13 protein-coding genes are annotated in these 12,802 nt (G+C 63.2%); 7 read left to right on the top strand and 6 right to left on the bottom strand.

The features are described from left to right. Positions 1-76 precede the first annotated feature (76 nt). The 3 genes from TC41_RS14770 to TC41_RS14780 are packed head-to-tail and all read left to right on the top strand — an operon-like array spanning position 77 to position 3,661. On the top strand, positions 77-487 hold the full coding sequence (locus tag TC41_RS14770) for a MerR family transcriptional regulator (RefSeq protein WP_041695543.1): 411 nt from the start codon (positions 77-79) through the stop codon (positions 485-487). Next, positions 487-2,079 carry an acyl-CoA dehydrogenase family protein gene (locus TC41_RS14775; protein ID WP_014465874.1) on the top strand — a complete coding sequence of 531 codons (1,593 nt, stop codon included), beginning with the start codon at positions 487-489 and terminating at the stop codon, positions 2,077-2,079. The genes TC41_RS14770 and TC41_RS14775 overlap by 1 nt, the downstream gene beginning before the upstream one ends. A gap of 1 nt (position 2,080) precedes the next feature. Then, positions 2,081-3,661: an AMP-binding protein gene (locus TC41_RS14780; protein WP_014465875.1), complete on the top strand. Its 1,581-nt coding sequence runs from the start codon at positions 2,081-2,083 to the stop codon at positions 3,659-3,661. Between the two features lie 76 nt (positions 3,662-3,737). Here TC41_RS14780 and bioB read toward each other — a convergent pair whose 3' ends face one another. The 4 genes from bioB to TC41_RS14800 all read right to left on the bottom strand — a co-directional run bounded on the left by bioB (position 3,738) and on the right by TC41_RS14800 (position 7,495). Beyond that, the gene (gene bioB, locus TC41_RS14785; RefSeq protein ID WP_374952857.1) at positions 3,738-4,766 is read right to left on the bottom strand and encodes a biotin synthase BioB; all 1,029 of its coding nucleotides are present in this window, start codon (positions 4,764-4,766) and stop codon (positions 3,738-3,740) included. A 115-nt stretch (positions 4,767-4,881) separates the two neighbouring features. Beyond that, the gene (locus tag TC41_RS14790) at positions 4,882-6,015 is read right to left on the bottom strand and encodes an FAD-dependent monooxygenase (protein ID WP_014465877.1); all 1,134 of its coding nucleotides are present in this window, start codon (positions 6,013-6,015) and stop codon (positions 4,882-4,884) included. After that, positions 6,012-6,770 carry an ABC transporter permease gene (locus TC41_RS14795; RefSeq protein ID WP_014465878.1) on the bottom strand — a complete coding sequence of 253 codons (759 nt, stop codon included), beginning with the start codon at positions 6,768-6,770 and terminating at the stop codon, positions 6,012-6,014. Before TC41_RS14795 ends, TC41_RS14790 begins: the two co-directional genes overlap by 4 nt. Then, entirely contained in the window at positions 6,767-7,495 is a 729-nt protein-coding gene (locus tag TC41_RS14800; RefSeq protein WP_014465879.1) for an ABC transporter ATP-binding protein, read from the bottom strand. The genes TC41_RS14795 and TC41_RS14800 overlap by 4 nt, the downstream gene beginning before the upstream one ends. Before the next feature lie 98 nt (positions 7,496-7,593). Between TC41_RS14800 and TC41_RS14805 the strand changes: the two genes are divergently transcribed. Further along, positions 7,594-8,598: an NADP-dependent oxidoreductase gene (locus TC41_RS14805; RefSeq protein ID WP_014465880.1), complete on the top strand. Its 1,005-nt coding sequence runs from the start codon at positions 7,594-7,596 to the stop codon at positions 8,596-8,598. Positions 8,599-8,639: 41 nt separating this feature from the next. Here TC41_RS14805 and TC41_RS14810 read toward each other — a convergent pair whose 3' ends face one another. Then, positions 8,640-8,837 (bottom strand): hypothetical protein, encoded by a 198-nt coding sequence (locus tag TC41_RS14810; RefSeq protein ID WP_237699975.1) that lies wholly within the window; start codon positions 8,835-8,837, stop codon positions 8,640-8,642. 389 nt (positions 8,838-9,226) lie between these two features. On the opposite strand from TC41_RS14810, the gene TC41_RS14815 reads away from it, so the two are divergent. Beyond that, positions 9,227-10,246, top strand: coding sequence for a L,D-transpeptidase family protein (locus tag TC41_RS14815; RefSeq protein ID WP_041695968.1), 1,020 nt, complete (start codon positions 9,227-9,229; stop codon positions 10,244-10,246). A gap of 106 nt (positions 10,247-10,352) precedes the next feature. After that, complete coding sequence (locus TC41_RS14820; RefSeq protein ID WP_014465883.1) at positions 10,353-10,637, top strand: hypothetical protein; 285 nt, start codon at positions 10,353-10,355, stop codon at positions 10,635-10,637. Between the two features lie 58 nt (positions 10,638-10,695). On the opposite strand, the gene TC41_RS14825 is transcribed toward TC41_RS14820, so the two are convergent. Continuing rightward, a complete protein-coding gene (locus TC41_RS14825; RefSeq protein WP_014465884.1) occupies positions 10,696-11,631 on the bottom strand; it encodes a ketopantoate reductase family protein in 936 nt (311 codons plus the stop codon). Between the two features lie 139 nt (positions 11,632-11,770). Here TC41_RS14825 and TC41_RS14830 point away from each other — a divergent pair, with 139 nt between their 5' ends. Further along, the gene (locus tag TC41_RS14830; RefSeq protein WP_014465886.1) at positions 11,771-12,769 is read left to right on the top strand and encodes an asparaginase; all 999 of its coding nucleotides are present in this window, start codon (positions 11,771-11,773) and stop codon (positions 12,767-12,769) included. The last annotated feature ends 33 nt before the right edge of the window (positions 12,770-12,802 follow it).

Consider the following 12,802-nt stretch of genomic DNA (forward strand, 5'->3'; position numbering starts at 1 on the left):
TTGCGCATTGACGCTCACGTAATTTTTCAGTATATTAAGCTCGAATTCGCGTCATCTCGCGGCGAGGTGCATGCTCATGCGCCGCCAGTACTACACCATTCGCGATCTCGCCGACATGTTCGACATCACGCCGCGCACCCTGCGCCATTACGAGGACGTGGGCCTGCTGAATCCCGTGCGCCGAGGCGCAAAGCGCCTCTACAGCGAGCGGGATCGCGTCCGCCTGCAACTCATCCTGCGCGGGCGCCGCCTGGGATTTAGCCTGCCCGAGATCGCCGAGATGCTGGACCTGTACGACGCCGATCCGACCGAAATCACGCAGCTGCGCGAAGTCATTCGGCGAGGCGACGAAAAACTGCGCCAAGTGGAACTCCAGATCTCCGAACTGGAGGCCCTTCGCGACGAGCTCGTCGCGATGCGGAGCCGCCTCCAACAAGCGCTGGACGAAAAGTTGAGACAGGCTCATCAGAAAGGGTGTGACGATTGATGCGCGCGCTGTCGTACGCCTACGGCACCAACCACTTCTCCCAGGATATTGTGCTCCAGGACATACTGCGCCACTTCTGGCCGCAATTCGAGGCGCACGAGGCCGATCTCACCCGTTTCGGCGCCATCGCCGGCCGCGAAGTGTACGAGACGGTGTACCACGTCGATCACGACGCCCCACCCGTCCTCGTCCAGCACAATCTCGACGGCAAGCGGATCGACCGCGCCCGCCTCTCCCCCTCCCACCTCGCCTTACTGAAAGCGCTTGCCTTCATCAACCGTCCGCCCTACGAAGGCGATTCCTGGCATCACCATTTCGCGTACGGCTACCTCATCGGCGATCCCGGCCTGTATTGCGTCCTGACCATCACGAACCAGGTGGCGTATGCGATTCACAAGTATGCGCCGGAATTCGCGGAGTGGAAGGAAGCGCTCCTCTCCGGCCGGGCGTTTGGCGCCACGTGGATGACCGAAGTCCAGGGCGGGAGCGATCTCGGCGCCAATCAGACCACGGCCCGCTTCGACGGCGAGGTGTGGCGGCTCTCGGGAGACAAGTACTTCGCGAGCGGGGCCGGCCTCACCGACTACGCCATCGCGACGGCGAGGCCCGAGGGCGCGCCGAGCGGCCCCAAAGGGCTCGCCCTTTTTCTCGTGCCGCGGCTGCGCAAGGATGGGAACCTCAATTTCCACGTGCGCCGACTCAAAGACAAGAGCGCAACGCGCGCCGTGCCCTCCGGCGAAGTGGAATTCGCCGACACCGAGGCCTTTCTCATCGGCGACAAACATCTCGGCATTTATTACACGCTCGAAAACCTGACCGTCTCCCGGCTGGCCAATGCCGCTGGTGCCATGGGCATCGTGCAGAAGGCCCTGCTCGAAGTCATGCAGCGCGTCCGCCACCGTCGCAGCTTCGGCCATGCCCTGCGCGATCACGCCCTCATCCGGCGCGATCTCACCGACTTTGCCGTCCGCCACGCCGGCGGGCTCGCGCTCACCTTTCAGGCCATTGACCTGTTTGATCAGGCGTGGCAGGAGCGCCCGCCGTACAGCCCGAAGTACCATCTTGCGCGGCTGTACACCCATCTGGCCAAAACGCGCACGGCGGATCACGCGGCTCACCTCACCGCGATGGCCATGGAGCTGTTTGGCGGCCTCGGTTTTCTGGAGGAGTACGCCATCGCCCGCTGGCACCGCGAAGCCCTCATCACGCCGATTTGGGAAGGGCCGAGCAACATTCAGGCACTGGATTTCCTGGAGACTTTAATGAAACTCGGCAGTGTGGACGACGTGATCGACCGCATCGCGGCACCACTTTTGGGCCGCGGCGTACCGGGAGGGAACGATGCCGTGAAGCGCGTGCGCCAGGAGGTCGCGGCGTTGCGCGCGCTGCCCCGCCCTGAGGCGGAGTGGCAATCGAAGTCGGTTCTGCGCACCGTGGCAGATCTCGCGCAGGCGGCGAGCCTGTACCGGCTGGCCGAAACCGCAGGGGAACGGTACGAGAAGCTGGGACAGCTGTACCTGTCTCACTTCCTGGATGGCCAGGAGTATCCGTCCTGGGCGTTCTATGATTCGTCCGTTTGGGGGTGGATGTGAGATGCGCCGGGGTGTCATTCACGAAATCCTGTTCGACGCCGCGTGGCACCACGGCAACAAGGAGATCGTGAGCGGGGACGTGAGACTCACTTATGCAGAGTCCTGGGAGCGAGTGGTGAAGGCGGCACGCGCCTTGCGCCGAATGGGCATCAGGCGCGGAGAGGTATTGGGCATTCTTGATGTCAATTCGCATCAGGCGTTTGAACTGCAGTACGCAGCAAGCTTGCTGGGCGCCATCGCTCACCCGCTCAACTTTCGCTTGCCTCTCCATCACCTTGTGCACACAGTGCGGCAAGGACAAGACCGCATCCTCTTCGCCGGTCGCGCATTGCGTCCGACAGCCGAAGCGCTGCGACCACACGTATGTCATATCGTATGGCTTGGCACCGCCGATGCAAGCGATTCCACAGATTCGCACGCCGATTTCCACTACGAAGATCTGTTATCTGGAGAGGAAGCAACTTCGACCCCTGATCCAGGCGTGACCGACGCAGATCCGTATTCGCTGCTTCACACCACGGGCACCACCGGCCGCCCGAAGGCCATGCGCTACCGCCACCGCGACATCGTTCAGGCGCCGTTGCAAATTGCGCACCATCTCGCCGTGCATGAGACGGGCGCGAAACTCACGGCAGACGACGTGGTGATGCCTCTCATCCCATTCTTCCACATCCACGCCTGGGGCACGCCCATCTTCGCGCCCTACCTCGGCCTGAAACTGGTCCTGCCGGGCAAAGCGACGCCCGCAGAACAGATCCGACTCGTTCAATCGGAAGGCGTCACCTGGTCGAACATGGTGCCGACCCAACTCCTGATGTTGCTCGACGCCATGCGCAATGAGGGCGAAAACGCGCTTCGGCTCAAGGTCTTGACCGGCGGATCGCAGTTGCCCATGGGCCTTGCCTCGCGGGCTTACGAAGCGGGCGTCCGCTACTCCGTGATCTACGGCGGATCGGACCAGCTCTGCGCAGCCATGACGGTGAGCGCGCACGTCCCGGGCTCACGGGAGAATCTCGAGGCGCTCTCGAGTCGGCTCGCCCCGATTCCCATGGTGCGGATGTCCATCCGCGGCCAAGACGGCGGCGCGCTGCCCGCGGACGGCCACTCGGTGGGCGAACTGTGGGTAGAAAGCCCCTGGCTTCCGGATGGCTATGTGGACGACGAGGCCGCGACACAACAGGCCTACGTGGATGGCTGGTTTCGCACGGGCGATCTCGCTGTCGCACACCCGGATTGCACCTTCTCGGTCGTCGATCGCGTCAAGGATGCCGTCAAGAGCGGCGGCGAATGGATCATTCCAAGCGTGATTGAATCGGTGATCTCAGAAATCCACGGCGTGCGGATGGCTGCCATGATCGGGCGCCCGGACGAGCGCTGGGGAGAGCGGCCCGTGGCCATCCTTGCCGCAGATGAGCAGCTCGACGCATCGGCGGTCGAGGCGCACCTGGCGAAGGCGGTGGAGGACGGGCGCCTAGCGCGCTTCTGGCTCCCGGACGCGATTCACATCGTGCAGGATCTCCCGCTCACGAGCGCGGGCAAGGTCGATAAAGTGGCGCTCCGCGCGATGTTCGCCCCCACCTGAACCCTTGCGGGTCCGGGCTTGCCGAGCGCTAGCCCGGGCCCCGTGTTCGCGTGGAACGCGCACAACGTCCTCCGACCTACAACGCGCATTCTTCAATCTCAAACCCGAGGTCTTCAATCATCGCCCAGTCCTCCGTCGGCGCCTGCCCGGGCGTCGTCAGATAGTCCCCGACGAAGATGGAGTTGGCCGGGTACAGGCCAAGCACCTGCAGGCTGCGCAGGTTGCGTTCGCGCCCGCCCGCGATGCGGATCTCCTTCGACGGATTCACGAAGCGCATCATGCAGAGAAGCTTCAGGCACCGCCGCGGATTCAGGGTCTCCATGCCTTCGAGCGGCGTGCCCGGGATGGGATTCAGGAAGTTGCACGGGATAGAGTCGGCGTCCAACTCCTTCAGCGCAAACGCCATGTCCACTGCCTCTTCATCCGATTCGCCCATGCCGAAGATGACCCCCGAACACGGCGAGATGCCCGCCTCTTTCACGCGCTCCAGGGTCTGGACGCGATCGTCATAGGTGTGGGTGGTGCAGATGTCGGCATATCGATCTCGGCTCGTGTTCAAGTTGTGATTGTAGCGGTGCACCCCGGCCCGGGCGAGCCTCTCCGCCTGGCCGGGCGTCAGGAGCCCGAGGCAGCAGCAGATCTTGAGTCTCGTGGTGGCCCGGATTTCCTCCACGGCCTCGGCGATGCGCTCAACCTCCCGATCCGACGGCCGCCTGCCGCTGATGACAATGCAATAGGTGCCGGCCTTGCGGCGCTCGGCTTCGCGCGCGCCAGCGATGATGTCCTCTTTCGAGACCAGCGGATACTTGGCCACTGGGGCCTTGGAGATGGCGGACTGAGAGCAGTACGCGCAGTCCTCGGGGCACATCTTCGACTTGGCGTTGATAATCATGTTGAGCTTGACCTTCCTGCCGAAGTAGCGCATGCGGATCAGGAAGGCGGCGGCGAGGAGATCCAGGAGTTCGTCGTCGCTCGAGCGCAGAATGTCGAGGGCTTCTTGGCGCGTCACGGCTCGACCGTCGAGGACGCGCTGGGCGAGAGACGCCCATCGGCTGGGATACACGCGCAGATCGATCACGGCCATCGCTCCCATCGTCAACCTCATGATGATACTAGGTTAACATAAAGCGCCGGCCGCGGATACCGTGATGTGCGGACGGTGCTCCGAATCTACTTCGGCTGCCGCACAGCGGAGGCCCGGCCGCCGGGCCCTTGACGCGTCACCCACCCAACATCCACGTCCACACCAGCCTGTCGCCGAGCGGCGCCATCCAGCGAAACAGGGTGTCCCGCGCGTACGCGGCCTTCCCTTCCCACTGCATGACATCGCCGAGCCAGCGGGTGACCTGCGCCATCCGCGCTACGCGCCGTCTCCGCACTTCAGCGTAAGCCTGAAACGCCGCCGCCAGCGCGCCAGGCTCCTCCGCGACCCGGTGGGCGACAAGCGCCCGCATGAGCGCCGCGCCGTCCTCGAGTGCAAGCCCGCCCCCAAAGCCGAGGTTTGGCGTGATGGCGTGCGCGGTGTCCCCGAGAAGGGCAATCCGGCCCACGGCGAGGGGCAGGCCGGGGACGAGATCGTCGATAGCGTGCGCGTAGACCCCCTCCGTCGGCGTAGCCGCCATCAACCTCGCCACCTCCGGCGGGCTTTGAGCGGCAAGAGCGGTGAGGATGCGCCACGCCTCGGGCGCACCGCCCGCGCGCCCCAGTTGTCTGCGATTGACGGTCGAAAACCAGTACACGTCCCCCGCGCCCATCGCGGCGTAACCAAACCGAAAGCCGCGCCCCCAGATCTCCCGCATCCTGCGCCCAACATCCACGCCATGCGCGATGCCGCGCCAGGCCACGTAGTGGGTCGCGCGCGTGCGCGCCTGCACGATCGAGTTCCGAGCGGTGCCCCGAATGCCATCCGCGAGAAGCAGGCCGTCGTAGGACCGGATCCCCGCATCCGTTTCCACGCCTACCCGCCCTTCGGCGGCCGCGACGCGGCGCACCTCGCACCGCTCGATGCGCGGGCTCCCCGCCGCACTGTGCATCTGCCGAAGCAGATCTGAGCGGCGCACGCACACGGGCAAAAAGCCAAACCGCGCCTCCATCCACGAGAGCGGCAGCCGATACAGCGCGCGCCCGCGCATGTCGGCAATGTCGCCCTCCTCGATTGCCGCCCACCCCGCGCCGCGCACGTCCACGCCGAGATCGCGCAGAGCCCGAAGCGCGTTCGGCCACAGCGTCAGCGCCACCCCGCCCTCGAGCGGCTGTGTGGCGCGATCGAGCAGGTCATACGCGACGCCCGCGCGGGTGCAAGCCAGAGCGGCGGCGAGCCCCGCAACCCCCGCGCCCACGATGCCGAGCTTCACGTCAACACGTCCTCCCGCAGCTGCTGATACCGGTTGAACAGCGTCGGGTACGTCAGAAACCCAATCACAATGCTTGTCACGGCCGATCCCGCCAGGATGCAGAACAAAATCATGAGCTGGTACCTGACCGCCTGTACGGGATCCTGGCCCGCGATGATCTGGCCGGTCATCATGCCGGGCAGCTGCACGAGTCCCGTCGTCTTCGTGGAGTCGATGGTCGGGATCATGCCGGCGCGGATGGCCTGCACGAGCCGCGGGTACATCGCCTGCCGGGGCGTTCCGCCGAGCGCCAGAATGGCCATGATCTCGCCGCGGCCGCTCTCCACCTCACGCCGCAGCCGATTCATCAAGAGGCCCGCCGCGACCATGGAGTTCCCGACAATCATCCCGGACGTCGTGATGACGTAGCGCGCCTGGAACGGGATCACGCCGAAGCCCACGAGCACCGCCTGGGTGAGGATCTCCGTGACGACGAGCCCGAGCGCAATTCGCCAGAAAGCGCCCGGGATGCCCTTGGCTCGCCCGCGCGCGTTCCAGGCGGCGACCGCGATGATGAGGGCTACCATGAGGAGGATGAAGATCAGCCGGTGGGATGCAAACACGAGTTTTAGAATGTAGCCAATGACAATGAGTTGCACCGCGGCGCGCACCGCGGCTATCACGATGTCGCGCGCCACGCCGAGGCGAAGCCACAGCGACAGCGCGATGGAAAGCGCCACAAACAATACAGTGAACGAGAGCGATACGTAACTCATGACCTCACCTCGCCGCCCTCTGCCAAAAACGACCTCAGCGCTTCGCTTTGCGGCTCACTGAAGAGCTGATCTGGCGATCCGCGCTCCACAAGCCTTCCGCCGGCGACGAACCACACCTCGTCCGCCACGCGGCGGGCCTGGTCGAGATCGTGCGTGACCCACAGCATGGTCTTGCCTAGCTCCCGCTTTAAGCGAAGGAGAGTCGATTCCACCTCGCGCTTCGCGTGGACGTCGAGCGCTGCGGTCACCTCATCGAGCAACAGGATGTCGGGCTGCATGGCGAGCGTGCGCGCAAGCGCGACGCGGCTCTTCTGGCCGCCCGAGAGGTCTTCCGCGGCGTGGTCCGCGAGATGGGCAGGAAGATCCACCATGTGGAGGAGTTCCGCAACATCCCGGGGAGGGCGGCGATGGAGCTCAAGCCCGAACAGCACGTTGTCCCGCACGCTGCCTGGAAAGATGACGGGTGACTGAAACACCATGCCCACCCGCTGCCGGAGTTCGCGCACCGGCCACGCGCGCACTTCCCGCCCGAGCACCCAAATTTCGCCCTCGGTCGGCGTGCGCATTAGATTGATCAGCGAAATGAGCGTGCTCTTCCCAGCGCCCGACGGACCGATGATGGCGACGGTTTTTCCGGCGTCCACCTCGGCCGATACCTCGCGAAGCAGCCACAGGCCGCCTGTTTCGAAGCCGACGTTCTTCAGTTCGACTGCGGGCGATGCCACCAGCTTTCGCCTCCGCTCTGTGCATGGTGTATACTGAGGTCCGGGCATGCGTATTGTGCCCCAATGGTTGGTGTGTCGAATTGGACGGAGGTGCTCCCATGACTGTCACCGCCAAGCGCATCGTGCTCGCCAAGCGGCCTCAGGGCACGCCTACGCTCGACTGTTTTCGATTTGAGACGGTCGAACTCCCGCCGCTAGATGAGGGCCAAGTGCTTGTCAAAACGTTGTATTTGTCGGTGGATCCGTACATGCGCGGGCGCATGAACGACGTGAAGTCGTACGTGCCTCCCTATCGCCTCAATGAGCCCATCACGGGCGGCGCCGTGTGCGAAATCGTCGAATCCAAGACCGAACATCTCCACCCGGGGGACGTCGTTCTCACCCAGACGGGCTGGCAGACGCACGCCGTCGTGCCTGGCGCCAAGGTTCAGAAGCTCGATCCGCCGCCCGAACCCCTGACGCTGGCGCTCGGACTCCTGGGCATGACCGGTCTGACCGCCTACTTTGGCCTCATTGACGTGTGTGACCCGAAGCCGGGTGAAACCGTCGTCGTGTCCGGAGCTGCTGGCGCGGTCGGCATGGTGGTAGGCCAAATCGCGAAGATCCTGGGATGTCGCGCGGTCGGAATTGCCGGGTCCGACGAGAAAGCCCGCTTTTTGACCGAGGAACTCGGCTTCGACGCGGCGGTCAATTACAAGTCGCCCACGTTCGCAGAGGATCTGAAACAGGCTTGTCCAGACGGCGTTGACGTGTATTTTGACAACGTCGGGGGCACAGTCTCGGACGAGGTGCTCAAACGCATCAACGACTTCGCGCGCATTTCCTTGTGCGGACAGATTGCGCTCTACAACCTCGACAAACCGGACGTGGGTCCGCGCCCAGGGCCACTGCTCCTCACGCGAAAGGCGAAGATGCAGGGGTTCATTGTCGGCGACTACGCCCCTCGCTTCCCGGAAGGACTCCAAAAGCTCCAGACCTGGTTCAACGAAGGCCGGTTGAAATCCCGCGAAACCGTGATCGAGGGCTTCGACCGGACCATCGAGGCATTCCTCGGCCTGTTCACAGGCATCAATACGGGCAAGCTCGTGGTCAAGGTATCGTGAAACCGCCTGAAAAAGGGGCAAGCCTCGCGGCTTGCCCCTTCTTATGCGCGCCAAAGATGGTCGTGGAAAAATTGACGGTACATCCAAGCGGCCAGCACAGCGGACAAAAGCACATGAAGAACAAGCGCGATGTCATGTCCCATGGCGCCGTGCGGGATATACAGATAGCGGAACGCCACGATGCCGACCAATTCGAAACTGAACGCGAACAAGATCCCTGTGGTCACGATGGTCAACACGCTTCTCGCGAACGTCGTGAATGCGCGCAACACACTAGGCCCCCGCATTCCGCACAAACTTGGTATTCCCGATTATACCATGGAACAGAAGTGATCAACATCAAACATTCGGCCGATGAAAGGCACCTGGTCCGCGTCACCGGAACTGGTCCTCGATCGTCTTCTCGTTGGAGCGCATGACAAGGCGCGATCGCGTGAAGATTTCGTGAAGGCTGCGTGTAAAAGGCATGTTGCCGGTTGAGCCGCATACACCATGATCGCAGTCCGATTACAGCGTTCGACAGCTTGTGACGCTGGCAATCGGTAGAGTATATATGGATGGAAGAAGATTCTGTCGACGACAGTGGGTTGTGCCCAGGTGTTCGCCGGAAGAAGACGGAGAGATGGTCATGCGCACACGGTGGATTCGTTGGATCGCTTGGGTGTTGGCGTTTTGCGTGTGGCTGAGTCCACTGCCCTTTTCGCTCGGTGCGACGAGCGTTGAAACCACACTCCCATCGCCGAACGTCCCGCCGTCCTCGTGGAGTTCGCTGCAGCAGGATTGGAAGAGCCTTCAGAACCTCGCGCAGAAGGACGTTTTGTCCCCCTCCAACGCTAAGCACGGACCCGCCACATCTGGACATGGGGCCAAGCTATCGACCCCAACGAAACAGGGCGTAGTCATTGGCGTAGGCGATGTCGGCCCGAGGGCCATGTGGCTCAACGAATCTCTCGCGATGTTAGGGTACCTGCCTGCGACGTTCTCGCCGTCCTCGCCAAAGTCCGCTCAGGCCGCGCGGCTCGCCCTGTCCGCCAGCGCTCGCGCGCAAACCTTCAAACCCTTACAAGGAAATTGGAAACTTTGGTATCACCAGCCGAACGCGTGGGTCTCCCTCTGGTCGTCCGACGAAGACACGCCCATCACCGAAGGCGCGGTGATGGCCTTTGAAGCCGAGCATCACCTCGGGGTCGATGGAATTGCAGGGCCGGATGTCATCCACGCATTATCCCAAGCTCTGGCCATTGGCGAACTGGCCCCTGCGGAGCCCTACAGCTATATCCTCGTCTCCACCTCATTGCCTGAGAAGCTGGAACTCTGGGTCAACGGCAAACTCGTCCTGACATCGCTGTGCAACACGGGCATTCCCCAGGCGCCTACGCCATACGGGACCTATGGGGTGTACGTGCAGTACGCTTCTCAGGAGATGAAGGGCAAAGATCCGAACGGCAAGCCGTACGACGATCCCGGCGTGCCCTACGTGAGTTACTTTGACCAGGGATGCGCGATACACGGGTTCATCCGCCAGAAGTACGGCTTCCCGCAGAGCCTTGGCTGCGTGGAACTTCCCTACGCGGCTGCCGCGAAGGTGTTTGCGTATACGCACATCGGCACGCTCGTCACCATCACCTCCGCGCCCCTGTCCACGTGACTGTGTCGGTTGTGCGAACTTCCCGCCTGGGCGGGATCGCACGACGTGAGACGAGGTAAACTTATTGAAGAGAGCGTGATGTCGTGCGTTCAGGAGGCGTGTAACGATGAAGTTCGTGTACTGGCTGATCTCCGCCGTCATTGTGCTCGGCGGATGTTACTTCTTGTACCTTTACATCCGCAAGCAGGACTCCGCGGAAACCAGATACTATCGTCTATTGAAACAATTGCCGAATCACCCGGATGACGAGGCATTGCGCCAGGAGATCTACGCCGTCGGCCGGAAGTTTTACCGCAACCGCATGTCCGGGATCGATGATGCCATCCGAATGGATATCGAGCAGGCACTCGACGGCACGCTGAAGACGCCGGAGGACTACCAACTCCGGTGACAAGCGGATTTTCGGCGCGGATGCTCGGCGGTGACGCCTGTAGCATCCGACGCCATCCCTAGACACTTACGGGACGCATGGTCTCGTGTGGCGCGAGGGTGCGGATGGCGTGATACAACAGGCGGTTGATGGGCGTCGGCACGCCCAGTTGCTCGCCGAGACGGATTACCATGCCCGCGAACTGCTCCACCTCAGTCGGGCGACCGGCTTCGACGTCCTGAAGCATGGACGTCTTGCCGCTTGGCGACATGGCGTTCAGAATCTCGTCGAAGCCCCGCACATCGTCTTCCGTGAGTGAGATGCCTCGCTTCTGCGCAATCGCCACGACTTCGCGCATCGCCATGCGCATCACCTCGCGCGCGTCCTCCGACTGCTGAAACACCCCGTACGGCGCGCGCAGCACCGCGGACGCCTGGTTTACCCCCACGTTGATCATAAATTTCCACCAGACCGTGCGAAGAATATCATCGGGCGTCTCACAGGCGATTCCAGCGCGATTGAACACGTCGCAGACCGCGCGCACGGCGTCGGCATGGCGCCCCGTAGCGTCTCCAAAGGAGATGTAGCCCAGTGTCGAATATGTGACGTCGCGCCCCTCGCGCACCGCGTCGATGGCGACGCTGATGGCGTGGAGGACGACGTGGTGAGGGAACGCCGCCTGGATATCCTCCTCGCTCGCAATTCCGTTCAACAGCGACATGAAAATCGTGTTGGGGCCTACGTGGCCTCGCACCGCCTCGATGGCCCCGGCGAGATCGTCATATTTGACGCAAAAGAGCACCAGATCTGCCGGTTCTACGGCATGCGCGGGCACGTAAAGCGGAAAGTCGATCCGCCGCCCGTTCACGCGAACGCCCACTTGTTCATAACGGCGCTTGCGCGCCTCGTCCACGAGCACCCTCAGATCCACACCCGGCGCCGCGAGCAGCCGCTCTCCATAACTCGCTCCGATGGCGCCGAGCCCCACCAGCGTGACGCGTTGCACGCTTGTCATCTCCCATTCCCCCTCATATGCCGGAGCTCGCAGCTACTCTCATCTTGATGGAATCCGCCGCGACCGTAAAGACCATCTCCGTCGCGTGTGATACACTCTTGCTGCACACCGGCGTCAACGCGAGAAAGGAAGACCGTACATGAAACCATTTGTCCGTGTCACCCGCGGCCCGGTCGACGAAAGCTGGCACGCGGGCGCGATAGCCATCGCGAATGCGGAGGGCGAGATCGCCTTTCATTACGGCGATCTCGACTTCTTCACGTTCGCCCGCAGTTCCTGCAAGCCGATTCAAGCCATCCCGGTGGTCGAGTCAGGTGCGCTCGAGGCGTTTGGGCTTGACGACCGCCACCTGGCCTTGATGTGTGCCTCGCATAGCTCAGAGCCCATGCACATCGAAAAGGCGAGCGAAATCCTTCAAAGCATCGGTCTTGGGCCTGAGCACCTCGTCTGCGGGATCCACGTCCCGCACAGCCGAGAGGCGTACGAAGAGATAGTGCGTCGCGGAGAAGCGCTGTCCGCCATTCACAACAACTGCTCCGGCAAGCACGCGGGCATGCTCGCGTACTGCAGGGCCACGGGAGCCGATCCATCGACGTACGCCGAACTTGCTCACCCGCTGCAACAGGCCATCCTTCGCACGCTGAGCGAACTCGCGGACGTGCCGCTGGAGGACATCCGCGTCGGCGTGGACGGATGCGGCGTTCCGGTGCATGCGGTGCCGCTCAGGGCCTGGGCGCGCGCGTTTGCCTCGTTCGTCAGCGATCACGCCCCGCACGCCGCCGCAATGCAGCGCATTCTAGCCGCCATGGGCCATCACCCCGAGCTCGTGGGCGGAAGCCGGGATCGATTCGACACGGACCTTATGCGCGCGACCAACGGCCGCATCGTGGCCAAGGGCGGCGCGGAAGGATTTTTGGCCGTGATCGACACGGGACTCCGCCTCGCGATGGTGATCAAGGTGCTAGACGGAAACGCGCGCGCGATTCCCCCCGTGGCCGTGAAGGCGCTGACCGATCTCGGTGCCATCTCAGCCGCGGAGCGCGAATTGCTGGGTGCGTACATCGAACCTGCGGTAGTCAACACGCAGGGGCGTGAGGTGGGCCGCATCATCGCAGAATTCACCCTCAGCCGAGCTTGATGCGCACGCGGCACGAACAGCAGGAAGGCGGGA

Origin of the sequence: Alicyclobacillus acidocaldarius subsp. acidocaldarius Tc-4-1 (genome assembly GCF_000219875.1) — a bacterium.
GTDB lineage: Bacteria > Bacillota > Bacilli > Alicyclobacillales > Alicyclobacillaceae > Alicyclobacillus > Alicyclobacillus acidocaldarius_A.

Excerpts from the sequence above, each read along its gene's own strand:
- TC41_RS14770 (WP_041695543.1), top strand. The coding sequence starts at position 77 with ATGCGCCGCCAGTACTACACCATTCGCGATCTCGCCGACATGTTCGAC.
- TC41_RS14775 (WP_014465874.1), top strand. The coding sequence starts at position 487 with ATGCGCGCGCTGTCGTACGCCTACGGCACCAACCACTTCTCCCAGGAT.
- TC41_RS14780 (WP_014465875.1), top strand. The coding sequence starts at position 2,081 with ATGCGCCGGGGTGTCATTCACGAAATCCTGTTCGACGCCGCGTGGCAC.
- bioB (WP_374952857.1), bottom strand. The coding sequence starts at position 4,766 with ATGAGGTTGACGATGGGAGCGATGGCCGTGATCGATCTGCGCGTGTAT.
- TC41_RS14795 (WP_014465878.1), bottom strand. The coding sequence starts at position 6,770 with ATGAGTTACGTATCGCTCTCGTTCACTGTATTGTTTGTGGCGCTTTCC.
- TC41_RS14805 (WP_014465880.1), top strand. The coding sequence starts at position 7,594 with ATGACTGTCACCGCCAAGCGCATCGTGCTCGCCAAGCGGCCTCAGGGC.
- TC41_RS14815 (WP_041695968.1), top strand. The coding sequence starts at position 9,227 with ATGCGCACACGGTGGATTCGTTGGATCGCTTGGGTGTTGGCGTTTTGC.
- TC41_RS14820 (WP_014465883.1), top strand. The coding sequence starts at position 10,353 with ATGAAGTTCGTGTACTGGCTGATCTCCGCCGTCATTGTGCTCGGCGGA.
- TC41_RS14825 (WP_014465884.1), bottom strand. The coding sequence starts at position 11,631 with ATGACAAGCGTGCAACGCGTCACGCTGGTGGGGCTCGGCGCCATCGGA.
- TC41_RS14830 (WP_014465886.1), top strand. The coding sequence starts at position 11,771 with ATGAAACCATTTGTCCGTGTCACCCGCGGCCCGGTCGACGAAAGCTGG.